General features: G+C 74.3%; 20 protein-coding genes. 16 read left to right on the forward strand and 4 right to left on the reverse strand.

Features of this window, described 5'->3' with window-relative positions:
- Positions 1-202: 202 nt before the first annotated feature.
- The 3 genes from TPA0908_RS09890 to TPA0908_RS09900 all read left to right on the forward strand — a co-directional run bounded on the left by TPA0908_RS09890 (position 203) and on the right by TPA0908_RS09900 (position 4,342).
- Positions 203-2,227: a bifunctional adenosylcobinamide kinase/adenosylcobinamide-phosphate guanylyltransferase gene (locus TPA0908_RS09890; protein ID WP_281936778.1), complete on the forward strand. Its 2,025-nt coding sequence runs from the start codon at positions 203-205 to the stop codon at positions 2,225-2,227.
- Positions 2,217-2,990 (forward strand): adenosylcobinamide-GDP ribazoletransferase, encoded by a 774-nt coding sequence (locus TPA0908_RS09895; protein ID WP_281936780.1) that lies wholly within the window; start codon positions 2,217-2,219, stop codon positions 2,988-2,990. The genes TPA0908_RS09890 and TPA0908_RS09895 overlap by 11 nt, the downstream gene beginning before the upstream one ends.
- 62 nt (positions 2,991-3,052) lie before the next feature.
- A complete protein-coding gene (locus TPA0908_RS09900; protein WP_281936782.1) occupies positions 3,053-4,342 on the forward strand; it encodes a DUF2314 domain-containing protein in 1,290 nt (429 codons plus the stop codon).
- 10 nt (positions 4,343-4,352) lie between these two features.
- On the opposite strand, the gene gcvT is transcribed toward TPA0908_RS09900, so the two are convergent.
- Positions 4,353-5,477, reverse strand: a complete 1,125-nt coding sequence (gene gcvT, locus TPA0908_RS09905) for a glycine cleavage system aminomethyltransferase GcvT (protein ID WP_281936784.1) — start codon at positions 5,475-5,477, stop codon at positions 4,353-4,355.
- 164 nt (positions 5,478-5,641) lie between these two features.
- Here gcvT and TPA0908_RS09910 point away from each other — a divergent pair, with 164 nt between their 5' ends.
- On the forward strand, positions 5,642-7,210 hold the full coding sequence (locus tag TPA0908_RS09910; protein WP_281936786.1) for a leucyl aminopeptidase: 1,569 nt from the start codon (positions 5,642-5,644) through the stop codon (positions 7,208-7,210).
- Positions 7,211-7,285: 75 nt separating this feature from the next.
- Here TPA0908_RS09910 and TPA0908_RS09915 read toward each other — a convergent pair whose 3' ends face one another.
- The gene (locus TPA0908_RS09915) at positions 7,286-7,615 is read right to left on the reverse strand and encodes a hypothetical protein (RefSeq protein ID WP_107161658.1); all 330 of its coding nucleotides are present in this window, start codon (positions 7,613-7,615) and stop codon (positions 7,286-7,288) included.
- A gap of 177 nt (positions 7,616-7,792) precedes the next feature.
- Here TPA0908_RS09915 and lpdA point away from each other — a divergent pair, with 177 nt between their 5' ends.
- From lpdA to TPA0908_RS09950, 7 genes are all read left to right on the forward strand, one after another.
- On the forward strand, positions 7,793-9,184 hold the full coding sequence (gene lpdA, locus TPA0908_RS09920; protein ID WP_281936789.1) for a dihydrolipoyl dehydrogenase: 1,392 nt from the start codon (positions 7,793-7,795) through the stop codon (positions 9,182-9,184).
- A gap of 66 nt (positions 9,185-9,250) precedes the next feature.
- The gene (gene sucB, locus TPA0908_RS09925; protein ID WP_281936791.1) at positions 9,251-11,110 is read left to right on the forward strand and encodes a 2-oxoglutarate dehydrogenase, E2 component, dihydrolipoamide succinyltransferase; all 1,860 of its coding nucleotides are present in this window, start codon (positions 9,251-9,253) and stop codon (positions 11,108-11,110) included.
- A gap of 92 nt (positions 11,111-11,202) precedes the next feature.
- Positions 11,203-12,540: a low temperature requirement protein A gene (locus TPA0908_RS09930; RefSeq protein WP_281936792.1), complete on the forward strand. Its 1,338-nt coding sequence runs from the start codon at positions 11,203-11,205 to the stop codon at positions 12,538-12,540.
- A 73-nt stretch (positions 12,541-12,613) separates the two neighbouring features.
- Positions 12,614-13,492, forward strand: a complete 879-nt coding sequence (locus tag TPA0908_RS09935; protein ID WP_281936794.1) for an oxidoreductase — start codon at positions 12,614-12,616, stop codon at positions 13,490-13,492.
- Positions 13,493-13,614: 122 nt separating this feature from the next.
- The gene (locus TPA0908_RS09940) at positions 13,615-14,568 is read left to right on the forward strand and encodes an LLM class flavin-dependent oxidoreductase (protein WP_281936797.1); all 954 of its coding nucleotides are present in this window, start codon (positions 13,615-13,617) and stop codon (positions 14,566-14,568) included.
- Positions 14,569-14,626: 58 nt separating this feature from the next.
- The gene (locus TPA0908_RS09945) at positions 14,627-15,583 is read left to right on the forward strand and encodes an aldo/keto reductase (RefSeq protein WP_281938511.1); all 957 of its coding nucleotides are present in this window, start codon (positions 14,627-14,629) and stop codon (positions 15,581-15,583) included.
- Positions 15,584-15,826: 243 nt separating this feature from the next.
- Positions 15,827-16,726, forward strand: coding sequence for a TIGR01777 family oxidoreductase (locus tag TPA0908_RS09950; protein WP_281936799.1), 900 nt, complete (start codon positions 15,827-15,829; stop codon positions 16,724-16,726).
- Positions 16,727-16,759: 33 nt separating this feature from the next.
- Here the strand turns inward: TPA0908_RS09950 and TPA0908_RS09955 are convergent, their stop codons facing one another.
- Positions 16,760-17,992, reverse strand: coding sequence for an extracellular catalytic domain type 1 short-chain-length polyhydroxyalkanoate depolymerase (locus tag TPA0908_RS09955; protein ID WP_281936801.1), 1,233 nt, complete (start codon positions 17,990-17,992; stop codon positions 16,760-16,762).
- A gap of 146 nt (positions 17,993-18,138) precedes the next feature.
- Here TPA0908_RS09955 and TPA0908_RS09960 point away from each other — a divergent pair, with 146 nt between their 5' ends.
- The 3 genes from TPA0908_RS09960 to TPA0908_RS09970 all read left to right on the forward strand — a co-directional run bounded on the left by TPA0908_RS09960 (position 18,139) and on the right by TPA0908_RS09970 (position 21,437).
- Complete coding sequence (locus tag TPA0908_RS09960; RefSeq protein WP_281936803.1) at positions 18,139-19,950, forward strand: DUF2079 domain-containing protein; 1,812 nt, start codon at positions 18,139-18,141, stop codon at positions 19,948-19,950.
- Between the two features lie 52 nt (positions 19,951-20,002).
- Entirely contained in the window at positions 20,003-20,644 is a 642-nt protein-coding gene (gene lipB / locus TPA0908_RS09965) for a lipoyl(octanoyl) transferase LipB (RefSeq protein WP_281936805.1), read from the forward strand.
- Between the two features lie 133 nt (positions 20,645-20,777).
- Positions 20,778-21,437: a lytic polysaccharide monooxygenase auxiliary activity family 9 protein gene (locus tag TPA0908_RS09970; RefSeq protein WP_281936807.1), complete on the forward strand. Its 660-nt coding sequence runs from the start codon at positions 20,778-20,780 to the stop codon at positions 21,435-21,437.
- Between the two features lie 58 nt (positions 21,438-21,495).
- Here TPA0908_RS09970 and aspS read toward each other — a convergent pair whose 3' ends face one another.
- Positions 21,496-22,782, reverse strand: coding sequence for an aspartate--tRNA(Asn) ligase (gene aspS / locus TPA0908_RS09975; protein ID WP_281936810.1), 1,287 nt, complete (start codon positions 22,780-22,782; stop codon positions 21,496-21,498).
- A gap of 413 nt (positions 22,783-23,195) precedes the next feature.
- Between aspS and lipA the strand changes: the two genes are divergently transcribed.
- Complete coding sequence (lipA, locus tag TPA0908_RS09980) at positions 23,196-24,185, forward strand: lipoyl synthase (RefSeq protein ID WP_281936815.1); 990 nt, start codon at positions 23,196-23,198, stop codon at positions 24,183-24,185.
- Positions 24,186-24,245: 60 nt separating this feature from the next.
- Positions 24,246-25,910 carry a DUF423 domain-containing protein gene (locus TPA0908_RS09985; RefSeq protein ID WP_281936817.1) on the forward strand — a complete coding sequence of 555 codons (1,665 nt, stop codon included), beginning with the start codon at positions 24,246-24,248 and terminating at the stop codon, positions 25,908-25,910.
- The last annotated feature ends 55 nt before the right edge of the window (positions 25,911-25,965 follow it).

A 25,965-nucleotide genomic window follows, 5' to 3' on the forward strand; every position in this document is an offset into this window, starting at 1 on the left:
CCTCGCCGCCCGTCGCCCCGCAGGACCGGAAACCCCCGCAAGCCTAGTCGGCCCGTCGCGCCACAGCCCTCACCGCTCCCGCGATCTTGCGGTTACTGCCCCGACAGAACGGGGCATTTGCCGCGTCCGGCGGGCAGCAACCGCAAGATCGGCGCTGGGAGGGGGTGGGGCGGGACGGGGGCGGGAGAACTAAGGTACGGGCATGTCCGTTGACGGGTGGCACACCCTCCTGGTGCTCGGCGGTATCCGCTCCGGCAAGTCCGAGTTCGCCGAGTCCCTGGTCGCCGACGCGCCCATGGTCCGCTACGTGGCCACCGCCCCGGCCGGGGATCCTGATGACACCGAGTGGGCGACCCGCCTCGCGGCGCACCGCGCCCGGCGGCCGGGAAGCTGGACCACCGAGGAGACCGCGACGGATCCGGGCCGGCTGGCCGAGGTGATCACCGCCGCCGGCCCGAACGACACACTGCTCGTGGACGACCTGGGCGGCTGGGTCACCGTGCTGCTCGACCCGGCCCACCAGCCGGCCGACGACACCGCCACCGTCGCCGAGCTGGCCGCCGCGGTGCGGGCGAGCGAGGCCCGGCTGGTGCTGGTCAGCCCGGAGGTGGGCCTGTCCCTGGTGCCCACCACGCCGTTGGGCCGGGCGTTCACCGACGCGCTGGGCGCCACCAACCGGGCGGTGGCCGACGCCTGCGACGCGGTCGCGCTCGTGGTGGCCGGGCAGACCGCCTGGCTCAAGCCGCCCGCCGCGTCGCTCCCGACCGTGCCGGCGGCCCACGCCCCGGCTGACGCCACCGCCCCGGCCGGGGCCGCGACCGACGCCGCCACGGGCGGAGCCGGAGCCGTAACCGCCGCCACGGGCGGAATCCACCCGGCCGGCACGGTCGGCGCGCCGCCCGAGCCACGGCACGCGGCCGTCGGTCGGGGCGTCGACGACGTGGCGCTGCCCGAGGTGCTCACCCCGGCCGCGACGCCGCCACCGGCCGGCGTGCCGGCCGGCCCGGCCGGCGCCGGCGACTGGGCGGCACCCACGATGGCGCTGCCGATGATCGCCACCGGCCTGGTCATCCAGCCGGGCATGGAACTGCCGATGCCGGACGACTACACCGGCCCGCAGGCGGTCGACCGGCTCGCCACGCTCGACGTTCCCGGCGCCGGCCTGGGCGTGCTGGAACAGGTGGTCGGCTTCGCCGCCGCCACCCAGGGCAGCGCGAACCCGCGTCCCTGGGCCGCCGTCCGGGTGCTGCTGCTGCACGGCGACCACGAAGGCGGCGCGTCGGCCGGCGCGGTGGCCGGCGAGTCGGCGCGGCGCGCCCGCCAGGCGCGCGCCGGCCGGGGCGCGCTGGCCCGGCTGGCCGCCGAGAACGGCGCCAGCCTCCAGGTCGTCGAGGCACCCGCCTCGGCGCCGTTCGAGGACGGCCCGGCGCTCACCGGCGAGCAGGTGGAGGCCGCGCTGCGCTACGGGTGGCGGTTGGCCGAGCAGGCCGCCGACGCGGGCGTACAGCTGCTGGTGCTGGCGGCGTGCGGGGCCGGCGCCGAGGCGGCCGCCGCGGCGGTGCTGGCGGCCACCGCCGGCGCGGAACCACCGGCGGTGCTCGGTCGGGTGGTGAACGACCAGGGCGAGATCGACGACAACGCCTGGATGGTCCGCTGCGCGGCGGTCCGGGACGCGCTGCACCGCACCCGACGCTCCCCCCGGGAGGCCAAGGACATCCTGGCGGAGCTGGGCGGCGGCGACATCGCGACAGCCACCGGCGTGCTGCTCGGGGCCACCGCCCGGCGCGTCCCGGTGCTGCTCGACGGGCCGGTCGGCACCGCCGCCGGCATGGTCAGCCGCGACCTGGCCGGGCAGGCCCGACACTGGTGCCTGCTGCCCGACCACGGCGGCCGGCCCGGGGTGCGGCTCGCCGCCGACGTGCTCGGCCTGACTCCGCTGCTGGATCTGCGCCTCGACCTGGGCGAGGGGGCGACCGCGCTGGCCGCGCTGCCGCTGCTGCGCTCGGCGCTGACGCTCGCCGCCTCGCTGCCGGTGCACCCGTCGCTGGGCGGCGCCGACTCCGACGCGCCGGCCGGCCCGGCCTTCGCCGAGCCGACGCCCGCCGGACCGGGCCCGACCACGACCGGGTCCGACGAGCCGGACTTCGCCGAGCCGGAGCCGGCCGGACCGGGTCCGACCACGGTCGGGTACGACCAGCCGGTCTCGCCCGGCCGACGTGCCGACTGAGCGCCGGCTCGCCGACGGCGTCCGGCTGGCGCTGACCACGTTCACCACCGCGCCGGTACGCGCCGGCCGGGTCGACCGGGCCACCGCCGGCACCGCGATGGCGCTGGCCCCGGCGGTCGGCGCGCTGCTCGGCGCGGTGCTCGGCGGAGCGCTGCTGCTGGCCGGGGCGCTCGCCCCGCCGCTGGTCGCCGCCGGGGTGACGGTCGGGCTGGGCGCGCTGCTCACCCGGGGTCTGCACCTGGACGGGCTGGCCGACACCGTGGACGCGCTCGGGTCGTACCGGCGCGGGCCGGCCGCGCTGGCGATCATGAAGCAGCCGGACGTCGGCCCGTTCGGGGTGGTCGCGTTGGTGGTCGTCCTCCTGCTCCAGACAACGGTGCTGGCGGAGCTGGTCGGGCGGGACGCGGTCGCGGCACTCGCCGCGGTGGTCGCGGCCACCGCGGCCGGACGGCTGGCAGTCGCCCTGGCCTGCCGCCGTGGCGTGCCGGCGGCCCGGCCGGACGGGCTGGGCGCGCTGGTCGCCGGCACGGTGGGGTGGGGCGTCGTGGCGCTCGGCGCGGTCGCCGTGGCGCTGCTGGCCGTGCCGGCGGCGCCGGGCCGCCCGTGGCAGGGGCCACTCGCCGTGCTCGGCGCGCTCGCCGTCGCGGCCGGGCTGCTCCGGCACCTGGTACGCCGCTTCGGCGGCATCACCGGCGACGTCCTCGGGGCCCTGGTGGAGGTCGTCACCACGCTGTCCTACCTGGGACTGGTGCTGACCGGCTGATCGTCGCCCGGTCGGCCGGGTAGCGTTCGGGTGAGTGCACCGGCGTGGTCGAGGGAGACGGCATGCTCATCACGGACGACTTCCTGCCCGTACCGGTGCCGGAGTCGCTCGACGCGACCTACCTGGTGCCGATCGACGGGCTGCCCCGGGTGAGCCCGAAGACCGCGGTGGAGGGGCTGACCGGCCGGCTGGCCGGGCCGGTGCACGGGCTGGCCAAGCAGATGCTGGACAGCCCGCTGATGAGCGTGGACACGCGATCGATAAGCGAGTTCCCGGAGCTTCCGCCGGACCTGCTGGCCGCGTTCGGCGCCACCGACGAGCAGCTCGCCCGGCTGGCCGCCGCCACCCACCTGGTGGTGGTGCAGGCGGAGTACCGGCCCGGCTGGCCGCCGGCGCACGAGTGGGCGGCCCGGGCGGTGGCCGCGGCCATCGCCGAGACGGTCGGCGGGGACGTGGTCGACGTGTTCGGCCTCCAGTTCCTCGACCCGGCGGCGGCGCTGCGCTCGCTGCCGGACGAGCAGGGCCGGATCCGGCTGGTCGACTGGGTGCTGGTGCCCTACTCGTCCGACGCCGACGGGCTCTGGTTCACCACCAAGGGGCTGCGCCGGTTCGGGCTGCTGGAGTTGCAGGCCCAGGGCGTGCCGGACCACCTCACCCGGGCCTGGGGCGCGGTGATGACCGGCGCGGCCCGGCGGCTGCTGCGGGACTGGACCGACGGGCTGGCCGGCGAGGAGGTGCCGGCGTTCGTGCAGCTCCCGGTGCTGGCCACGGTGACCGGGCACGACATCGCGGTCGCGTACGGCAATCCGGAGCAGCACGGCGCGACCGCGCCGGTGCTGCTCCGGCTGGAACTGGACCCGGCCACCGACCCGGACGCCGACTCGTTCCTCAGCCTGAACCCGCCGCCGGGGCATCCCGGGCCGCCGGGCCGCTACTTCGCCGCCGCCTGCGCGACGCTGTTCAACGGCATCCAGCCCGACGTCCGCTACACCCGCACGGACGACGCGATGAGCCGGGCGGTGGCGACCGCCCGGTCCGCGCTCGGCGACATCCGGGCCCGGTTCCTGGCCGGCGGGCTGCCGGCGGAGAGCCAACTCGTGGTCAAGTACGGCCTGCCCGGCGACGACGGCCCGGAGTACGTCTGGGCCGGGGTGACCTCGTGGGACGCCCCGGAACGGATCGTCGGCGCGAGCGCCACCGACGCCACCACCGACCCGAGCGTGCGGATCGGCTCGCCGGTCGTGGTCGAGGCGTCCGACGTGGTCGACTGGGCCGTGCTGGACGGCACCGGTGTGCTGGAGGGCGGCTGGACCCAGGCCGTCCTCGACGCCGGCGAGCGCGGCGAGGGCTGACCCGGGTCGGTCAGCGCACCGAGGGCTGGACGAACGGCGGCCTGCTCAGGCGCATCCGAGCCCGCCGGCCACGGATGTCCACCGTCAACTCCTCGCCGTCGGGCGACTTCGGGTCGGTGTCGACAAGCGCGAGCGCGATGCCGTGCTTGAGCGTCGGGCTGAACGTGCCGCTGGTGACGGTGCCGACCCGGCGGTCCCCGGCGTAGACGGCCATGCCGGGGCGCGGGATGGCCCGGTCGACCGCGGCGAGCCCGCGCAGCGTACGGGCCGGTCCGGCGGCCTTCTCGGCGCGCAGCACGGCCCGGCCCCAGAAGGCCGGCTTGTCCCAGCCCACCGCCCAGCCGGAGCGGCCCTGCACCGGGGTGATCTCCAGGGACAGGTCCTGCCCGTGCAGCGGGTACCCCATCTCGGTGCGCAGCGTGTCCCGGGCGGCCAGCCCGCACGCCCGCACGTCGTCGCCCGCGGCGAACAGCGCGTCCCAGACGGCGACCGCGTGCTCGGCGGGCACGACCAGCTCGTAGCCCAGTTCACCGGTGTAGCCGGTGCGGCAGACGGTCAGCTCGACGCCGGCCGACGTGGCGGTGGAGAAGCTCATGTAGTCGTGGGCGGTGGGCAGCCCGAGCGCGTCGAGCAGCGCCGCCGAGCCCGGTCCCTGGACCGCGAGCACCGCGTACGCCTCGTGCTCGTCGGTGACTGTCACGTCGGCCGGCGCGGCGGCGTGCAGCCGGCGGGCCACCTCGGCCGTGTTGGCCGCGTTGGGCACCAGGAAGACGTGGTCGTCGGCGTGCAGGTAGGCGATGATGTCGTCCACCACGCCGCCGGTGGCGTCGTCGCAGCAGAGCGTGTACTGCGCCTGGCCGGGCGCGATCCGGCCGAGGTCGTTGCTGAGGCAGGCGTTGACGAAGTCGGCCGCGCCGGGCCCGGTGACCCGGACCTTGCCCAGGTGCGAGACGTCGAAGACGCCCACAGCGGTCCGTACGGCGGTGTGTTCCCTGAGCACGCCGCCGCCGGCGTACTCGAGCGGCATCTGCCAGCCGCCGAAGGGGGCGAACTTCGCGCCGAGCGCGGTGTGTCGCTCGTGCAGCGGGGAACGGCGCAGCCGGGTCTCGGCAGCGTCGGAGGTCACCTCGGTCATGGTGGCAACTTACCGGCCGGGACCCCTGTGGTTAGCATCGGCGGGATCCCGTCGGTACGCATCGGCGGGACAGCCACGCCTCCGGCGGGTAGGTTGCCGCCGGAGAGACCTTCATCGCCGGTACGCGACGACGCGGCCGGCCCGGCCCGCCCGGAGTAGCTTTCGTGACATCGCCCCGCACCACCCTCAGCCTGGTCGACACCGACCCCGCCGAACTTCCCGTCGACGCGATCGTGATCGGCGTGCACAGCCAGCCGAACGGACCGGGCGACGGCGCACCCGCCGGCGCCCTGTTGCTGGCCAGCGGCGCGGAGAGCATCGCCGCCGCGTTCGACGGAAAGCTGACCGAGACGCTGGCCCTGCTCGGCGCGACCGGTGGCCCCGGCGAGGTGATCAAGCTGGCCACGCTCGGCACGGTGACCGCCCCGGTGGTCGCCGCCGTCGGGCTGGGTCCGGAGCCCGCCGGCGCCGCGCCCGCCCCCGAGTCCCTGCGCCGGGCCGCCGGCGCGGCGGTCCGGGCGCTGGCCGGCGCGGCCCGCGTCGCCCTCGCCCTGCCGCTGCCGGACGACGCCGACGCGCCGGCCGCGCTGCGCGCGGTCGCCGAGGGCGCGCTGCTCGGCGGCTACCGGTTCGCCGGCTACAAGACGAAGCCGCAGCCGGCCCGGCGCGAGCCGGTGTCCGAGCTGCTGGTCGCGGTGCCGGACGCGTCCGACGCGACCGCCCTGGCCGAGGTCGAGCGCGCGCAGACGGTGGCCGGCGCGGTGCGGACCAGCCGGGACTGGGTCAACACCGCCCCGAACGAGCTGCGCCCGCCGGCGTTCGCCGACGCCGTGGCGACCGCCGCCCGGGAGGCCGGGCTGGAGGTCGAGGTGCTCGACGAGGCGGCGCTGGCGGCCGGCGGGTACGGCGGCATCCTCGCCGTCGGCCAGGGCTCCGAGGCGCCGCCGCGGCTGGTGAAGCTCACCTGGACGCCGCCCGGCGGCGGCAACGGCAAGCGGGTCGCGCTGGTCGGCAAGGGCATCACGTTCGACACCGGCGGCATCTCGATCAAGCCGGCGCAGGGCATGTGGGAGATGAAGTCGGACATGGCCGGCGCGGCGGCGGTCGGCGCGGCCATGCTGGCGGTGGCGGCGCTCAAGCCGAACGTGACGGTCACCGGCTACCTGCCGATGGCGGAGAACATGCCGTCGGGCGCCAGCTACCGGCCGGGCGACGTGATCAGCATGTTCAACGGCAAGAAGGTGGAGGTGCTCAACACCGACGCCGAGGGCCGGATGATCCTGGCCGACGCGATGGCCCGGGCCTGCTCCGACGGCGCCGACTACCTGTTCGAGACCTCGACGCTGACCGGTGGCCAGGTGATCGCGCTGGGCAAGCGGATCGCCGGCGTGATGGGCAGCCCGGAGCTGTGCGAGCGGGTCCGGGTGGCCGGTGACGCGACCGGCGAGCCGGCCTGGCCGATGCCGCTGCCGGACGACGTGCGCAAGGGCATGGAGTCCGACGTCGCGGACATCTCCCAGGTCAACGCCGGGATGGACCGCGCCGGTCACATGCTCCAGGGCGGCGTGTTCCTGCGGGAGTTCGTCACCGACGACGTGGCCTGGGCGCACATCGACATCGCCGGTCCCAGCTACCACTCCGGCGAGGCCACCGGCTACTGGGCCAAGGGCGGCACCGGCGTGCCGGTCCGCACCCTGCTCCACCTGGTCGACGACGTAGCCGCCAACGGCTGAGGTGCAAGGAGGGGCCCCCTGTTGACGCATTCCGCATAACAGGGGGCCCCTTTTGACACCTGCGGCCCGAGGCGTTCAGAACAGCTCGGGACGGCGCTTGCGGCGCTCGTTGTAGTCGCGCATGCGCTGGGGGTAGCCCATCAGCCGCACGTCGTAGATCGGGATGGCGGTCCGGTGCGCCCAACGCCGGGCGTCCTCCGGGCTGCCGACCCGCCGCCGGGTCCACTCGCCGTCGTCGGCGATCAGCATGACGGTGGTCTCGGTGACCGTCGTCCGTGGCTCCAGGAACGCCTCGACGCCCCGTCGGGTGCGGACGAAGTTCTCGAGATGGTCCAGATCGGCGCGCTCGGCGGCACGGTCACGGCTCACCGCGGCCACCCGCTTGCGTCGTCGGAACAGCGCCACCGGACCCACTCCTCCCCCGGACGTCATCGAAGACGATGCCAAGGGTACGTGCCGCCGACGTGTCGTTGGGCACCTCGGTACGCGCTCGGGCCGGGGTGGTGACAAGATGACCGAGGTGGGGTGTGCCTGTTACTCCGCCGTAACCCCCGATGCAGCGACGCGACCTGGGAGTTGGATGTGAGCGAGCCGAACGACACGACCTTCGACATCGTCATCCTCGGAGGTGGTAGCGGCGGCTACGCGGCGGCGCTGCGTGCCGCCCAGCTGGATCTCTCCGTCGCGCTCATCGAGAAGGGCAAGCTCGGCGGCACCTGCCTGCACAACGGCTGCATCCCGACCAAGGCGCTGCTGCACGCCGCCGAGATCGCCGACCAGACCCGTGAGTCCGAGCAGTTCGGCGTGAAGGCCGAGCTGGTCGGCATCGACATGGCGGCGGTCAACTCGTACAAGGACGGCGTGATCTCCCGCCTCTACAAGGGCCTCCAGGGCCTGGTGGGCAGCGCCAAGAAGATCACCTTCGTGGCCGGCGCCGGCAAGCTGGTCGGCAAGAACGTGGTCGAGGTGGACGGCAAGCGCTACACCGGCCGCAACGTGATCCTGGCCTCCGGCTCGTACGCGAAGAGCCTGCCCGGCCTGGAGGTCGACGGCGAGCGGATCATCACCAGCGACCACGCGCTCACCCTGGACCGCGTCCCGTCGTCGGCGATCGTGCTCGGCGGCGGTGTGATCGGCGTCGAGTTCGCCAGCGTCTGGAAGTCCTTCGGCGTGGACGTGACCATCGTCGAGGCGCTGCCCCGGCTGGTCGCCGCCGAGGACGAGGAGTCGTCGAAGGCGCTGGAGCGCGCGTTCCGCAAGCGGAAGATCAACTTCAAGGTCGGCAAGCCGTTCGAGAAGGTCGAGAAGACCGACAACGGCGTCAAGCTGACCATCCAGGGCGGCGACACGGTCGAGGCCGAGCTGCTGCTGGTCGCCGTGGGCCGCGGCCCGACCACCGCCAACCTCGGCTACGAGGAGCAGGGCGTCAAGATGGACCGCGGCTACGTGCTGACCGACGAGCGGCTGCGCACCAGCGTGCCGAACGTCTACGCGGTCGGCGACATCGTGCCCGGCCTCCAGCTCGCGCACCGCGGTTTCCAGCAGGGCATCTTCGTCGCCGAGGAGATCGCCGGGAAGAACCCCGCCGTGATCGACGAGGCCGGCATCCCGCGCGTCACCTACTGCGACCCGGAGCTGGCGTCGGTCGGCCTGACCGAGGCGAAGGCCAAGGAGCAGTACGGCGCCGACAAGATCAAGACCTACAACTACAACCTGGGCGGCAACGGCAAGAGCCAGATCCTCAAGACCGCCGGCCACGTGAAGCTGGTCCGGGTGGACGACGGCCCGGTGGTCGGCGTGCACATGGTCGGCGCCCGGGTCGGCGAGCTGATCGGCGAGGCGCAGCTCATCTACAACTGGGAGGCCTACCCGGCCGAGGTGGCGCAGTTGGTGCACGCCCACCCGACCCAGAACGAGGCCCTGGGCGAGGCGCACCTGGCCCTGGCCGGCAAGCCGCTGCACGCGCACGCCTGACACGACAACCGCGGCGTCCGGCGACGGGCGATGATCCCACCAGGGGAATGAAGGAGTCTGGAGAACATGCCGGTATCGGTCACCATGCCCCGGCTCGGCGAGAGCGTCACCGAGGGCACCGTCACGCGCTGGCTCAAGCAGGAGGGTGACACCGTCGAGGTCGACGAGCCCCTGCTCGAGGTGTCGACCGACAAGGTCGACACCGAGATCCCGTCCCCCGCGGCGGGCGTGCTGAGCCGGATCGTCGTCGGCGAGGACGAGACCGCCGAGGTCGGCAGCGAGCTGGCGGTCATCGCCGGCGAGGGCGAGGACGCGGGCAGCGCCCCGAAGGAGGAGGTCGAGCCGGACACCGAGCCGACCGCCGCCGCCGAGGGCACCGGCCCCGAGCCGGAGCAGGCCGCACAGGCCGCCGCGGAGCCCGGGGCCGAGGCCGAGCAGCCGGCCGTCGAGGAGCCGGCCCAGCCCGCCGCGTCGTCCGGCGAGGGCACCCCGGTGACCATGCCGGCCCTGGGCGAGAGCGTCACCGAGGGTACGGTGACGCGCTGGCTCAAGCAGGTCGGCGAGACCGTCGAGGTGGACGAGCCTCTGCTGGAGGTCTCCACCGACAAGGTGGACACCGAGATCCCGTCGCCGGTCGCCGGCACCGTGCTGGAGATCAAGGTCGCCGAGGACGAGACCGCCGAGGTCGGCGGCGTGCTCGCGATCGTCGGGGCGGCCGGCGCCGCGCCGGCCGAGCCGAAGGCCGAGCCGAAGGCGGAGGCGAAGGCGGAGGCGAAGCCCGAGCCGAAGCCGGAGCCCAAGGCCGAGCCGAAGCCCGAGCCCAAGGTCGAGGAGCCCACCCCGGGCATGTCCTACAACGAGCCGTCCGCCGAGGCGGAGCAGGCCGCCGAGCCGGCCAAGGCGGAGCGGGCCGCCCAGCCGGCCGCGCCGACCGCCACGCCGCAGCGCCCGACCGCCCCGGCCCAGGGCGGCGGCGAGGAGGCCGCCGGCTACGTGACGCCGCTGGTCCGCAAGCTCGCCGCCGAGCACGGCGTCGACCTGGGCTCGGTCAACGGCACCGGCGTGGGCGGCCGGATCCGCAAGCAGGACGTGCTGGAGGCGGCCGAGAAGGCGAAGGCCGCCAAGGCTCAGCCGGCCGCCGCCGAGCAGCAGCCCGCCGCGAAGGCACCGGCCCAGCCGGCCGCCAAGCCGCAGCCGAGCGCCAAGCGGGGCACCACGGAGAAGCTGCCGCGGATCCGGGCGACCATCGCCAAGCGGATGCAGCAGTCGCTGCACGAGACGGCGCAGCTGACCACGGTCGTCGAGGTCGACGTCACCAAGGTCGCCAAGCTGCGGGCCCGGGCCAAGGAGTCGTTCCAGGCCCGGCACGGCGTGAAGCTGTCCTTCCTGCCGTTCTTCGCGCTCGCCGCCATCGAGGCGCTCCAGACCTACCCGATCATCCAGGCCAGCATGGACCTGGACGGCGGCACCATCACCTACCCCGCCGCCGAGCACCTCGGCATCGCCGTGGACACCGAGCGCGGGCTGCTCGTGCCGGTCATCCACAACGCCGGTGACCTCAACATGGGCGGCATCGCCAAGCGGATCGCCGACCTGGCCGAGCGCACCCGGTCCAACAAGATCACTCCGGACGAGATGGCCGGGGCGACCTTCACGCTGACCAACACCGGCAGCCGGGGCGCGCTCTTCGACACCCCGATCGTGCCGTCGCCGCAGTCGGCGATGCTCGGCACGGGCGCCGTGGTGAAGCGCCCGGTCGTGGTCAACGACCCGGAGCTGGGCGAGGTCATCGCGGTCCGGTCGATGGTCTACCTGGCCATGTCGTACGACCACCGGCTGATCGACGGCGCGGACGCCGCCCGCTTCCTGACCGCGGTCAAGGAGCGGCTGGAGGCCGGCAACTTCGAGGCCGAACTCGGTCTCTGACGCCCGAGGCGACAGGGGGTACGCGGCACCGGCCGCGTACCCCCTTCGTCGTTTCCGCCACGGCGCGGACCGCGCGCTGACAGACTCGGCCGGTGGGCGGGTACGGGTGGCGGGGGCGCCTCGGGCCGGCGGTGCCGGTGGCCCCGGGCGCCCGGGTGGACCGGTTCGAGATCTTCTTCGACCTGGTCTTCGTCTTCTCGTTCTTCATCATCACCCGGGCCACCGCGCTCCAGGTGACCGGCGGCGCGCTGCTGCACGCGCTGCTGGTGCTCGCCGTGCTGTGGTGGTCGTGGGTGGTGCACAGCGTGGTCGCCACCCGGGTCCGGCTCGGCGAGGGCTTCGTCCCGGTGCTCATGACCGTCGGCATGGCGGCGCTGTTCACGTTCGCGTTGTCGCTGCCGAACGCGTTCCGCGACCCGCGCGGCAACGCGGCCGGGCCGATCGTCGCGGCGGTCAGCTACACCGTGCTACGCGTGGTGCACCTGCTGCTCTACCGGCACGTGGTGCGGGACAGCCCGAACGAGCGCCGGCAGTTGATGCGGTTCGCCCCGGAGGCGATCGGCAGCACCGCGCTGCTGCTGGTCGCCGCGCTGGTGCCGCCGAAGATCGACGGGCTCGCCTCGGCGGCGGTGGTCCGGGACGGGCTGTGGGCCACTGTCGTCCTGCTCCAGTACGGCACCGGCATGCTCGTCGGCACCTGGGGCTGGGGCGTCGCCTCGGCCGAGCACTGGACCGAGCGGTACGACCTCATCCTGATCATCGCGCTGGGCGAGTCGGTCATCTCGGTGGGCGTGGGCAGCAACCTGCTCGGGCAGCCGCCCACCTGGCCGGCCGTGGTGGCGGCGGTGCTCGGTATCTTCTTCACCGCGGCGCTCTGGTGGGCGCACTACGACATGATCGGGCCGGCCGCGCGGATCGCCCTGCACGCCGCCCGGGACGGGCCGCGGGTGGCGATGGCCCGGGACGCGTACGCGTACCTGTTCCTGCCGATGATCGCGGGCATCATCCTGTTCGCGCTCGGCGCCGAGATGATCGTGCACGACATCGCCGACCCGCGGGTGCCGCCGACCGCGTCCGCGCACTGGCCGGCCGTGCCGCTGCTCTTCGGCGGGGTGGCCTGCTACCTCTGCGGCAACATGCTGTTCCAGGCGCGGACGTTGCGCACGGTGAGCTGGACCCGGGTCGCGACGGTGCTGCTGCTCGGCGCGGCGATCCCGGTCGCGCAGCGGGTGCCGGGCCTGATCGCGATGGCGCTGTTGACCGCCGTCACGGTGGGCATGGTGGCGGCCGAGGTGATCGTCTTCGGCGAGAGCCGACAGGCGCTGCGGAAGCTCGTCTTCGAGGAGCGGACCAGCCATGAGGCGCACGAGGCGGCCTGGCGGGCCCGCTGGCACGAGCAGCCGGACGAGGGTGGGCGGCCCGGCGGTTGAACCGTTTCCGGACGGCCCGCGTGTCACCGCTCGGGCCCACCATGGGGCCTTGACACGAGGAACGGGGACCCGCATGACCATCGACACCGTCCACGCCGACGCGGCCGGCACCTGGCAGCTCGGCGACCTGACCGTCAACCGGATCGGCCTCGGCGCGATGCGGCTGACCGCGAACGCCGACGGCAGCCCGAGCGACCGGGACCGGGCCGTCGCCGTGCTGCGCCGCGCGGTCGAGTTGGGCGTCAACCACATCGACACGGCCGCGTTCTACTTCTCGCCGTTGCGCTCGGCCAACGAGCTGATCAACCGGGCGCTGTCGCCGTACCCGGAGGATCTGGTCATCGTGACCAAGGTCGGGCCGGGCAAGGACCCGTCCGGCGAGTGGCTGCCGGCGGCCCGGCCGGAGCAGCTTCGCGGGCAGGTCGAGGAGAACCTGCGCCAGCTCGGCCGGGACCACCTGGACGTGGTGAACCTGCGGGTGCACGGGCCGGAACCGCTGGCCGAGCACTTCGGCGCGCTCACCGAGCTGGTCGACGCCGGGCTGATCCGGCACCTCGGCGTCTCGGCGGTGCGCCGGCACCAGGTCGCCGAGGCTCGCACGATCGCCCCGGTGGTCTGCGTGCAGAACTCGTACGGCCTCGGCTACCGCCGGATCCACGACGAGCTGATCCGGGACTGCGCCGCGCACGGCACCGCGTTCGTGCCGTTCTTCTCGCTCGCCACCAGCGGGCGGGAGGCCGGGGTCACCGGCGAGGAGCACCCGGAGGTGCTCGCGGTGGCGCGCGAGCACGGCGTCACCGCCGCCCAGGTCCGGCTGGCCTGGACGCTGGCCCGGGGACCGAACGTGCTCGCCATCCCGGGCACCGGCGACCCGGCGCACCTGGCGCAGAACGTCGCGGCCGGCGCGCTCCGCCTCTCCGCCGCCGACCTGGCGCGGCTCGACGCGGTCTGAGGTTGGTTGTAAGGAGGGGCCCCCTGTTATGCACCAGGCGTTAAGCAGGGGCCCCTCCTTACATCTTCGGCCGTGGGCAGAAGGGTGCGGTGGGAAGCGGGGTGGGGCCGGAGACTGGGCCGATGGCGATCTTCTCCGTGCAGGCCCGGCCCACCGACGCGACAAGCTGGGTGGAGTTGGCCCGCACCGTCGAGGCCGCCGGCTTCGACGCGCTGCTGGCCGCCGACCATCCGGGTTTCGGCCCGGCCCCGTTCGTGGCGCTGGCCGCCGCCGCGGCGGTGACCGGCACGCTGGGCCTCGGCTCGTACGTGTCGAACGCCGGGGTCCGGGAGCCGATGCTGCTCGCGGCCGATGTGGCCACCCTGGACGTGGTCTCCGGCGGCCGGGCGCGGCTCGGCCTGGGCGCCGGGCACACGCCGGGTGAGTGGCGGGCGGTCGGGCGCGAGCGCCCCGACGTCGCCGGGCGGGTCCGCCGCTGCCTGGCGGTGGCCGGGGCGGTCCGGGCGCTGCTGGCCGGCGAGGAGGTCACCGTCGACACGCCGGAGCTGGCCGCGCACGCCGCCCGCCTCGACGATCCGCGGCCGGTCCAGGACCGGATCCCGCTCACCCTCGGCACGGCCAACTCCACGCTGCTGCGGTGGGCCGGCGCGCACGCCGACGTGGTCGGCCTGACCGGCTTCGGACGCACGCTGGCGGACGGGCACGCGCACGAGGTGCGGTGGCGGGCCGACCAGCTCGAGGCGCAGCTCGCCCACGTGGCGGCCGGCGCCGCCGGTCGGCACACGCCGCCGGCCCTGGAGGCGCTGGTCCAGCACGTCGCGATCACCGACGACGCCGAGGCGGTCGCCGCCGAGACGGCCGCCGAGACCGGCCTCACCCCGGCGGAGGTGCTGGCCACCCCGTTCGTGCTGATCGGGACCGCCGACGAGGTCGTGGCGGCGGTGGCCGGGCACCGGCGCCGCTGGGGCGTCACCCGCTTCGTGGTACGCGCCGGCGCCGTCGACGCGCTCGCGCCGCTCCTGCCCCGGCTGGCCGAAAACGGGTCGACTTCGAGCGCACTCGAGACAGGACACTGATTCCACGACGACGACACGACGGTTGGGCCGCAGTGGCATCGAGGTCAGCGCGATCGGCATGGGCTGCTGGGCGATCGGCGGCCCGCTCTGGGCGGGCACCCAGCCCCTGGGCTGGGGCGAGGTGGACGACGACGAGTCGATCCGCACCATCCACCGGGCGCTGGAGCTGGGCGCGACCCTCTTCGACACCTCCAGCAACTACGGGGCCGGGCACAGCGAGCGGGTGCTCGGCCGGGCGCTCGCCGGCCGCCGGGACCTTGCGGTGATCGCCACCAAGTTCGGTTATCCCACGGACGAGGCGACCCGACAGGCGACCGGCGAGGACGGCAGCCCGGGGTACGCGCGGCGCAGCCTGGAGGGCTCGCTGCGCCGGCTCGGCACCGACCACGTCGACCTCTACCAGCTGCACCTGGGCGGCCTGCCGGTGCCGCAGGCGCTGGATCTGGTCGAGACGCTGGAGGAACTGGTCGGCGAGGGGAAGATCCGGGCGTACGGCTGGAGCACCGACGACCCCGCCTCGGCGCGCGCGTTCGCCGAGGCCGGCCCGCACTGCGCGGCGATCCAGCACGACCAGTCGGTGCTGCGGGACAACGCCGCGATGCTCGCGGTCTGCGCGGAGTTCGACCTGGCCAGCCTGAACCGCGGCCCGCTGGCGATGGGCCTGCTCACCGCCAAGTACCAGGACGCGCCGACCGCCCGCGGCGGTGACGACGTGCGCGGGGTGGCGCCCGAGTGGCTGGACTGGTTCAGCGACGGCGTCCCGCGCGCCGAGTGGGCCGACCGGGTGGCCCGGGTCCGGGAGGCGCTCACCGCCGACGGTCGTACGCTCGCCCAGGGCGCGCTGGGCTGGCTGCTCGCCCGCAGCCCGCAGACGCTGCCGATCCCCGGCTGCCGGACCGTCGACCAGGCCGGGGAGAACCTCGGCGCGCTGGCGCACGGGCCGCTGCCGGAGGCCGCGTTCGCCGAGGTGGAGCGCCTCCTCGCCGACCTGCGCAGCACCCCGGCGACCGCGTGAGTGCGGCAGGGTGACGAGTGCGCGCGACCGCTGCGGGGCCGGGCGTGTCGCGGACGGGAGGCATGTCTCGGCGAATGCGGTATGCCTCAGCGTCATAATTATGACGCTGAGGCATACCGCTGCCGAGGCGTCCCGGCTGCGGGCGCGACACGCCCGTGCGACGCCGCGCCGCGCGGCAGGCATGACGCGTGAGTGATTTCGCTCCACGCATCCGGATCGCGTCGCGTACCCGAAGATGTGAGTATGCGGATCCTCATGGCCGGCGTGTCCGGCTTCCTCGGCACCCGACTGGTCGACCGGCTCACCGCCGACGGGCACCAGGTCATCCGCCTGGTCCGCCGCCCACCGCGCACCGCGGACGAGCGGCAGTGGAATCCGTCCGCCGCGCAGCTCGACCCGCAACTGGTCGCGGACGCCGACGCGGTGGTGAACCTGGCCGGCGCGGGGGTGGGTGACAAGCGCTGGAACGACGACTACAAGAAGCTGATCCGGACCAGCCGGGTGGACAGCACCTCCACGCTCGCCATCACGATCGCCGGCCTGCCCGCCGCGGACCGGCCGGCGGCGCTGCTGAACTCCTCCGCGGTCGGCTGGTACGGCAACACCGGGGACCGCACGGTGGAGGAGGACGCGCCGGCCGGCGAGGGGTTCCTCGCCGACGTCTGCCGCGTCTGGGAGGCGGCGACCCGGCCGGCCGAGGACGCCGGCGTACGCGTGGTGCGGTTGCGGACCGGGCTGCCGCTGCACCGCGACGGCGGCCTGCTCAAGCCGCAGCTCCTGCCGTTCCGGCTGGGTCTCGGCGGCAAGCTGGGCAACGGCCGGCAGTGGGTGCCGTGGATCTCGATGCCGGACTGGCTGGACGCGACCGCGTTCCTGCTGGCCCGCGACGACGTGGCCGGCCCGGTGAACGTGGTCGGTCCGGCGCCGGTCACCAACGCCGAGTTCACCCGGGAGCTGGCCCGTCAGTTGCACCGGCCGGCGATCATGCCGATCCCGGCGCTGGCGTTGCAGGTCGTGCTCGGCGGGTTCGCGCACGAGGCGCTCACCAGCACCCGGGTGCTGCCGGGCGTGCTCGGCAAGGCGGGCTTCACCTGGACCCACCCGGATCTGCCGGGCGCGCTGCGCGCCGCCCTCGCCGGGTGAGCCGGCGGGGACGGCGCGGCGCGGGCGGGCGGGTCAGCAGCCGATGACCCAGTAGCCGGGCCCGGTCTGCTTCAGCACCGTGGTGTAGAACGTGTTGTAGAGGCCCATCCGCTGGCCGCTGCCGAGCGCGTAGGCGTACCCGCCGGACTGGTAGGCCCGGCCGGCGGTGACGTGCGCGTAGTTGCTGGCGGTGACGCAGACCGGCGCGGTGGTCGGCGTCGGCGAGGGCGACGCGGTCGGGGTGGGCGAGGCGGTCGCGGTCGCCGTCGGGGTCGGGCTCGGCGTGCCGCCGCCGCCGAGACCGAAGAAGAGCGCGTCACGGTACGTCGAGCAGATGGTGTCCAGGAAGTACGCCCCGGCGGTGCCGCACTGGTCCGCCGCCGAGCCCGGGTCGACCGGGGTGCCGTGGCCCATGCCGGAGACCCGGTAGACGCGGACCTGGTCGCTGCCGTAGACCTCCAGGCTGGTGCCGCCCGGAAGCGACGAGGTGCTGGTCGGGGTCGTCGACACGCCGAGCACGTTGGTCCACTGGTCCCGCGACTCGGTCGCGTTGGCCACGTTGACCGTGTAGTCGCTGGTGCCGTGCCAGACGGCCACCCGGGGCCGCTTGCCGGAATAGCCCGGGTACGCGTTGCGGACCAGGTCGCCCCACTGCGCCGGGCTCTTGTCCACGCCCGGGTTCATGCAGCTGAACGCGCTTGTGGTGCTGGTCGCGCAGCGGTACGGGATGCCGGCGATGATCGAACCGGCGGCGAACACGTCGGGGTAGGTGGCGAGCATGACGGCGCTCATCGCCGCGCCGGCGGAGAGGCCGCTGACGTAGACGCGGCCGGCGTCGGTGCCGTAGTTGGTCCTCGCGTAGTCGACCATCTGCTTGACCGACAGCGCCTCGCCCTGGCCCCGGGCGGTGTCGCCGGTCTCGAACCAGTTGAAGCAGGAGTTGGCGTTGTTGCCGGAGGGCTGCTGCGGCACGATCAGCGTGAACTTCCACTGGTCGGCGTACTTCTGCCAGCCGGAGTTGGTGAAGTAGGTCGAGGCGTTCTGGGTGCAGCCGTGCAGCAGCACCACGGCCGGCGCGTTGCCGGGCAGGCCGTCCGGGCGGTAGGCGTACATGGCCAGGTTGCCGGGGTTGGAGCCGAAGCCGGTGACCTGGGTCAGCGAGGCGGCCTGCGCGGGCAGCGCGGCGGTCAGGACGCCGGCCGCGGCCAGCACGACCCCGGCCGCCGCCCCGGCGAGACGGGTGATGAGGGATGAGGAGCGGGACACGGGGACCTCCCGATCATGGAATGTGAACTGGGTCACTCTCCGAGTTGCCGGAACGTTACGTCCGTGTTTCATCGACGGTAATGGCTGTCGGTCACACATTCACCGTCCGGGCGGTGTGCCCGGGTCCGGTTGGTAACGTCCGCTGCGTGCCGTCCTCCCCGGTCGCCGACCCGCCGCCCGCCACCGCCGCCCGCGACCGGCGCGCCGACCTGCTGGTGACACTCGCCGCGGTCGCGCTGGCGCTCTGGGTGACCAGCGGCATGTGGCGGGACCCGAACACCCGCACGATCACCGTCAACTCCAGCGACCAGGCGCTGTTCGAGTGGCTGCTGGCGTTCGGCGGGCACGCGCTTACCCATGGCGAGAACCCGCTCTTCACCCACCTGATCAACGTGCCGGACGGGGTGAACCTCGCGGTCAACACCTCGATCACCGTGTACGCGGCGGTCTTCGCGCCGCTGACGTACCTGGTCGGGCCACCCGCGACGTTCCTGGTGATCCTCACGCTCAACCTGGCCGCCACGGCGGTGGCCTGGTACTGGCTGCTCAGCCGGCACCTGGTCGGCAGCCGGACGGCCGCCGGGGTGGGAGCGTTGTTCATCGCCTACTGCCCGGCGATGGTGTCGCACGCCAACGCGCACCTGAACTGGACCGCCGGCTGGCTGGTGCCGTTGCTGATCTGGGGCGTGTTCCGGCTGCGCCGGCCCGGCCGCGCGGTCACCGGCGGGATCGTGCTCGGCCTGCTGGTGGCCGTCGCGTTCTCGATCGCCGCCGAGGGGCTGTTCTTCACCGCGCTGGCGCTCGCCGTGTTCCTGCTGGTCTGGGCGCTGCACCCGGCCCGGCGCGCGGAGGCCCGGACCGCGCTGCCCCGGATGGCGGCCGGGCTGGGGGTGACCGCGCTGGTGGCCGGCGTGCTGCTGGCGTACCCGCTCTGGCTGCACTTCGCCGGGCCGCAGCGCTTCCACGGCACCGGCTTCGACCCGCTGATCCACTCCGAGGACATCGCCGCGTACCTGTCGTACCCGCGCCGGTCGCTCGCCGGCTGGGCCGGATTCGGCACGTCGCTGGCGCCCAACCCGACCGAGGAGAACTCGTTCTTCGGCGTGCCGCTGCTGCTGCTCGCGGTCGCCTGCTTCGCCCTGCTCTGGCGACGCGCCGACCGGGCGTTCCGGGCCACGCTGCTCGCGCTCGGCGTGACCGCGGTGGTCTTCGCGGTGCTCTCCTGGGGGCCGACGGCGAAGTGGAACGGCCGGCGCACCGACCAACTGCTGCCGTTCGGTGTGCTGGACAACCTGCCGGTGGTCAACGCGGCGCTGCCGTCACGGCTGGCGCTCGTCGTCGCGCCGGTGATCGGGCTGCTGCTGGCGTACGCGATCGACGCGCTGCGCGCCCGGCCGCCCCGGCGGCGGGTGACCGCCGCGGCCTGGGTCGTCGGGTTCGTCGCCGCGCTGCTGCCGCTGCTGCCCACCCCGCTGCTGACCAGCGTCCGCGAGCCGGTCCCGGCGTTCGTCACCACCGGGGCCTGGCAGCGCTACGTCCCGCCCGACGGGGTGCTCACGCCGCTGCCGCTGACCGTCGACGTCTATCCGGACGGGCAGCGCTGGCAGGCGTACGCGCTGGCCCACCGGCAGGGCGAGTTCCGCATCCCGGCCGGCTTCTTCCTCGGCCCGGGCGGCCCGGACGGCCGGGGCCGGATCGGCCCGGTGCCGCGCACCTTCGACACGCTGATGGACCAGGCCGGGCGGACCGGGCTGGTGCCGATCATCACCGAGGGCAGCATCGAGGAGTCCCGGGCCGACCTGCGGTACTGGGGGGTGCGGGTGGTGGTGCTGGCCGACCGGGTGCACGGCGCCAAGTACGACGTCGACGAGGAGGCGCTGCGCCGCACCGCCACCGCGCTGCTCGGCCCGCCGGAGCGGGTCGAGGACGTCTGGCTGTGGCGGGTGCCCGGCGCGTGACGCGACGAGCGTCACGGGTGGGCGGCCGGGCCGACGGGACTAGGCTGGACGGGTGAGCGTGACGACTTCCGGACTGACCGCCATCCTCGCCGGCCGGCTCGACTACCAGGCCGCCTGGGACGAGCAGCGCCGGCTGCACGAGGCCGTGGTGGCCGGTGAGCGGGGCGACACGGTGCTGCTGCTGGAGCACCCGAGCGTCTACACCGCCGGCAAGCGCACCGAGCCGTGGGACCGCCCGATGGACGGCACCCCGGTGGTGGACGTGGACCGCGGCGGCAAGATCACCTGGCACGGTCCGGGGCAGCTCGTCGGCTATCCGATCGTCCGTCTGCCCGACCCGGTCGACGTGGTGGCGTACGTCCGGCGCACCGAGCAGCTCCTGATCGACGTCTGCGCCGAGGTCGGGCTGACCGCCGGCCGGGTCGAGGGGCGCAGCGGCGTGTGGGTGCCGGCGGACGACCGGGGCCCGGCCCGCAAGGTGGCCGCCATCGGCATCCGGGTGGCCCGGGGCGTGACGCTGCACGGCTTCTCCATCAACTGCGACTGCGACCTGGGTTTCTTCGACCGGATCGTGCCGTGCGGCATCCGCGACGCCGGGGTCACCTCGCTCACCGCCGAGCTGGGACGACCGGTCACGGTCGCCGACGTGCTGCCGGTGGTGGAGCGGCACCTGCCCACGCTGACCCAGGTCTGACCGCTGTCACCTGCGCAGACTCCATCAATGCGGACAAAGATATAGATGACCATTGATATCTAGAGTCATAAATGCGACGCTGGGCATGGAAGCGCTCCCACTCCCATCCTATGCGCCGAAGGAGGACGTAACCGTGCGTTCCCACCACCAATCCGGACGACCACGATCAGCCGTCCGCGCGCTCGTCGTGGCGCTCGCCCTGATCGCCGGCGTCCTGGCCGTGCCCGGTGCCGCCCAGGCCCACGGCACGATCGTCAGCCCGGCCACCCGCGCCTACAAGTGCTGGCAGACCTGGGGCAGCCAGCACACCAACCCGGCCATGCAGCAGCAGGACCCCATGTGTTGGCAGGCGTTCCAGGCCAACGCCGACACCATGTGGAACTGGATGAGCGCGCTGCGCGACGGCCTCGGCGGGCAGTTCCAGGCCCGCACGCCCGACGGGCAGCTGTGCAGCAACGCGCTGTCCCGCAACGACAGCCTGAACCGGCCCGGGGCGTGGAAGACCACGAACATCAGCCGCAACTTCACCGTGCAGCTCTACGACCAGGCGAGCCACGGCGCCGACTACTTCAAGGTCTACGTCAGCAAGCAGGGGTTCAACCCGACCACCCAGACGCTCGGTTGGGGCAACCTCGACTACATCACGCAGACCGGCCGGTACGCGCCGTCGCAGAACATCAGCTTCAACGTCTCGACCTCCGGATACACCGGACACCACATCCTGTTCGTCATCTGGCAGGCATCCCACCTCGACCAGGCGTACATGTGGTGCAGTGACGTCAACTTCACCTGATCGCGTACCGCACGTCGCTCCGGCCCAGGACCCCGTGTTCCTGGGCCGGAGCCGTGCCTCACGGGGTGAGGCGGTGCAGGTCGCGCGGGAAGGCGGTCACCTCCCGGACGTTCGCCGCGCCGGTCAGCCGGGCGACGAACCGCTCCAGACCGATCGCGAACCCGCCGTGCGGCGGCATGCCGTGCCGGAACGCGTCCAGATAACCGGCGTACGGCTCGACCGGCTCGCCGCGGGCCGCCAGCGCGGCCCGGTAGTCGGCGTACCGGTGCAGCCGCTGCCCGCCGGTGACCAGCTCGATTCCCCGGAACAGCAGGTCGAACCCGTTCGAGTACGCCGGCCGGGCCGGGTCCGGGTGGGTGTAGAAGGGGCGCTTCGCCATCGGGTAGCCGGTGACGAACAGGAAGTCGCTGCCGTGCTCGGCCCGGGCCCACTCCCCCAGCGCCCGCTCGTGCGCGGGGGCCAGGTCCGGCTCGTCGGCCGGCGCCCCGGCGATCGCCAGCGCGTCGGTGAAGTGCACCGCGGGGATCTCGGCGGGCACCTGCGGCACCGTCACACCGAGCGTGTCGAGCGCGCCGCCGGCCCGGTCCGCGACGCCCGCCAGCATCCCGGCGAGGGTGTCCCGCAGCACGGCCATCACGTCCCGGTGGTCGGTCACGAAGCCCAGCTCCACGTCGAGCGAGGTGTACTGGGCGAGGTGGCGCACCGTGTCGTGCGGCTCGGCGCGGAACACCGGCCCCACCTCGTACACCCGCTCGAAGACGCCCACCATGAGCTGCTTGTAGAACTGCGGCGACTGGGCCAGGTAGGCGGGCCGGCCGAACCAGTCCAGCGTGAAGACGTTCGCGCCGCTCTCGGTGGCCGAGCCGACCACCTTGGGCGTGTGCACCTCGACGAAACGCCGCCGGTCGAGCGTGGCCCGGAAGCCGGCCACCGCCGCCGCCGAGATCCGCAGCGCGGCGGACCGGGTCGGATGACGCAACGCGGTCGGCGCGTGGTCGAGCTGGGTGGGCAGGCTCGCGGTCAGCACCGGCCGGTACAGGTCGAACGGGGGCGGCACGGCGGGCGGGCCGAGCGGACGTACCGTCGGCTCGACGACCTCGACCCCGGCGGGCGCGGCGGGGTTCGCGACCACCGTGCCGACCACCTCGACGACGGTCTCCTCGCCGAGCGCCTCGACCTGCGCGCGCACGGCGGGCGCGGCGACCACCACCTGGGCGAGCCCGGTGGCGTCGCGGACGATCAGAAAGGCCACCGACTTGAGCAGCCGGCGGCGGTGGACCCAGCCGGCGAGCCGGACGGTCGCGCCGACCTGGGCGGGGAGTTCGGTGGACAGGATGCGTTGCACGGCGGTTACCTCCTCGATCAATCGCAACGCGATCCCCGGGAGGTGTGGGCGAGCGGGAAACCTCGCGGTGCCACCACACCTTCGCCCCCGCCGGAGCGGGGGCCTCGTTCGTCGCCTTTTCACCGGGGCCAGCCGGGCGGGGTCTACTGGGCGCGGACGCCGTTCTTCCCGCAGCTCGGGAGGGTCTTCGCGGGGCCGGCGCCAGACCGCCTCGCAGCAGGTGGCGGCTCTCTGGGCTGGCGGTCGGTCCGCTACTCGGCTCCGTCGCAGCTCTGCCCGGCACGCTAGCACCGCGACCGCCCCGGTGTGACGGGGATTTTTTCGGCATCCGTGTCCGGCGTCACAACGTTTCCGGCGTGACGGCCGTCGCCTGACGTTCATCGACCGTCGCCGACCGGCGTAGGCTCGGTTTTGTGACGATCGAGCATTCTGCGCCGACGACTCAGCAGCCCGCGTCCACCGCGACGGTCGCGCCCGAGGGGCGCCGCATGCTGCGGATCGAGGCGCGCAACGCCGAGACGCCGATCGAGCGCAAACCGCCGTGGATCAAGGTCAAGGCCAAGATGGGCCCGGAGTACACCGAGCTGCGCGGGCTCGTCTCCCGCGAAGGGCTGCACACGGTGTGCCAGGAGGCCGGCTGCCCCAACATCTACGAGTGCTGGGAGGACCGGGAAGCCACCTTCCTCATCGGTGGCGACCAGTGCACCCGGCGCTGCGACTTCTGCCAGATCGACACCGGCAAGCCGGCCGAGTTCGACGCCGACGAGCCGCGCCGGGTCGCCGAGTCGGTCGCCGCGATGGGTCTGCGCTACGCGACCATCACCGGCGTGGCCCGCGACGACCTGCCCGACGGCGGCGCCTGGCTCTACGCCGAGACGGTCCGGCAGATCCACGCCCTGCGGTCCGGCTGCGGCGTCGAGCTGCTGATCCCCGACTTCAACGCGGCGCCCGAGCAGCTCGCCGAGGTCTTCGGCTCGCGCCCCGAGGTGCTCGCGCACAACGTGGAGACCGTGCCGCGCATCTTCAAGCGGATCCGTCCGGCGTTCCGCTACGAGCGGTCGCTCGACGTGATCCGGCAGGCCCGGGCCGATGGCCTGGTCACCAAGAGCAACCTCATCCTCGGCATGGGCGAGGAGCGCGCCGAGGTCTCCCAGGCGCTGCGTGACCTGCACGAGGCCGGCTGCGAGCTGATCACGATCACGCAGTACCTGCGCCCCACCCCCCGGCACCACCCGGTCACCCGCTGGGTCAAGCCGGAGGAGTTCGTCGAGCTGCGCGAGGAGGCCGAGGAGATCGGCTTCGCCGGCGTGATGAGCGGCCCGCTGGTCCGCTCGTCGTACCGGGCCGGCCGCCTCTACCAGCAGGCGCTCGCCGCCCGCGAGGGGATCGCCGTCGCCGGCTGAGGCCGGCCGTCGACCGCGTCACCCACCGCCGGCCACCCGCCGGATGCCATGATCGCAGGCATGACCGCCGGGGTACGCCAGGAGCCACGCGAGGCCGACCCGGCGCGTACGCCCCGGCGGCTCCGACTGCCGACGCTGCTCGCCCTGCTGATCGGCGGGATCGGTGTCGGCTACCGGTTGGCGCTGCTGCTCGCCGACGCGCCGCCCACCAACAGCGACGAGGCGACCATGGGGCTGGCCGCCCTGCACATCGCGCGGGGCGACGCGTTCCCGGTCTGGTTCTACGGCCAGGCGTACATGGGCACGCTGGAGGCGTACCTGGCCGCGCCGCTGGTCGCGGTCGCCGGGCCGTCCGTGCTGGTGCTGCGGCTGCCCACGCTGGCGTTGTACGCGCTGTTCCTGCTGCTGTCCTGGCGGCTGACCCGCCGGCTCGGCGGCGACCGCTGGTACGCCCTGCTGGTCGTCGCCGTGCTCGCGCTCGGCGCGGACCGGGTGGTGAAGAACCAGCTCATCGCCGGTGGCGGCTACCCGGAGCTGAATCCGGCCGGGGCGGCGCTGGCGCTGCTCACGGTCGGGCTGTGCGTCGGCGGGCCGGGCGCGCGACTGCCCCGCTGGGCGGCCTGGGGGCTGGTCGCCGGGGTGCTGCTCTGGGTCGACCCGCTGATCCTGCCGTACGTGGCGACGCTCGGCGCGCTGCTGCTGGCCTGGCGACGGCGGGAACTGGCCGGCCGGGCCGGGGCGGTGCTCGCCGGCGCGCTGCTGCTGGGCGCCGCGCCGATGGTGCTGGACAGCCTGCGCCACGGTCGCAACCCGCTCACCGCGGTGCTGCGGGCCAGCGGCTCGGACGTGGCGGCGGGCTGGGCCGAGCGGCTGCACGGCGGGCTGGTCCTCGGCCCGTCGCTGGCCATGGGCTTCTGCTCCCCCGGTCACTGCGCACCGTGGCAGCTCTGGTGGGCGGCGGTCTTCCCGGTCCTGCTGCTGATCGCCGCGTGCGCCGCCTGGCGCACGCTCCGCCGCGCGTCCGCCGTCCCGGATCACGGGCCCTCCCCCCGTCCCCGCCCCGGCGACCCGCCGGCCCACCGGGTGTCGGCCGGAGTGCGGCTGGCGCTGCTGGCCGGCGCGGCGGCGGTGCTGGCGGCGTACGCGGTGAGCGACGCGGCCGGGCGGACACCTGTCGAGAGCAGCCGTTACCTGTCCTGCCTCGCGGTGGCCGTACCCGCCCTGCTCTGGCCCCTGTGGCGGGCCGCCCGCCCGCTCGTCGGGCCCCGCCACCGCGCCGGACCGGCTGCGGCCGGAGCCGTGGCGGTAGGGACGGCGGCGGTCGTGGTGCTGGTGGGGGTGCTCGGGACCGGCGGGGTCGCCACCGTGGACACCGTCCGGGCGGCGCCCGCCGTGCACGCCGAGGCCGACCGGCACCGGGCGCTCGTCGACATGCTCGGCGCGCTCGGTGTCCGGCACGTGCGGGGCGGCTACTGGACCTGCAACCGGATCGCGTTCGCCACCGGCGAGGACGTGGTCTGCGCCGTGGTCGACGACCGGCTGCGTCCCGGCTTCGATCGGTTGCCGGCGTACCGGCGGGCCGTCGCCGCGGACCCGGACGCGGGCTGGGTGGCCCCGGACGCCTCGCCACTTGCCGCGCTGCTCGACCGGCGGCTCGGCACCGCACCGGGCACGCTCGACGTGGTCACCGTCGACGGCTGGCGGATCTACCTGCCCCGCCGCTGACCGGGCCGCGCGGTCGCGAGGTGACCGGTCCGCACGGAACGGGTGGCCACGGATC

This window comes from Micromonospora sp. AKA38 (genome assembly GCF_027925725.1).
Lineage (GTDB): Bacteria > Actinomycetota > Actinomycetes > Mycobacteriales > Micromonosporaceae > Micromonospora.

What these genes read in the sequence shown, in the direction of transcription:
- TPA0908_RS09940 (WP_281936797.1), top strand. Translation starts at nt 13,615, where the DNA reads ATGGCGATCTTCTCCGTGCAGGCCCGGCCCACCGACGCGACAAGCTGG.
- TPA0908_RS09890 (WP_281936778.1), top strand. Translation starts at nt 203, where the DNA reads ATGTCCGTTGACGGGTGGCACACCCTCCTGGTGCTCGGCGGTATCCGC.
- TPA0908_RS09935 (WP_281936794.1), top strand. Translation starts at nt 12,614, where the DNA reads ATGACCATCGACACCGTCCACGCCGACGCGGCCGGCACCTGGCAGCTC.
- TPA0908_RS09945 (WP_281938511.1), top strand. Translation starts at nt 14,627, where the DNA reads ATGGGCTGCTGGGCGATCGGCGGCCCGCTCTGGGCGGGCACCCAGCCC.
- TPA0908_RS09950 (WP_281936799.1), top strand. Translation starts at nt 15,827, where the DNA reads ATGCGGATCCTCATGGCCGGCGTGTCCGGCTTCCTCGGCACCCGACTG.
- TPA0908_RS09900 (WP_281936782.1), top strand. Translation starts at nt 3,053, where the DNA reads ATGCTCATCACGGACGACTTCCTGCCCGTACCGGTGCCGGAGTCGCTC.
- sucB (WP_281936791.1), top strand. Translation starts at nt 9,251, where the DNA reads ATGCCGGTATCGGTCACCATGCCCCGGCTCGGCGAGAGCGTCACCGAG.
- TPA0908_RS09985 (WP_281936817.1), top strand. Translation starts at nt 24,246, where the DNA reads ATGACCGCCGGGGTACGCCAGGAGCCACGCGAGGCCGACCCGGCGCGT.
- gcvT (WP_281936784.1), bottom strand. Translation starts at nt 5,477, where the DNA reads ATGACCGAGGTGACCTCCGACGCTGCCGAGACCCGGCTGCGCCGTTCC.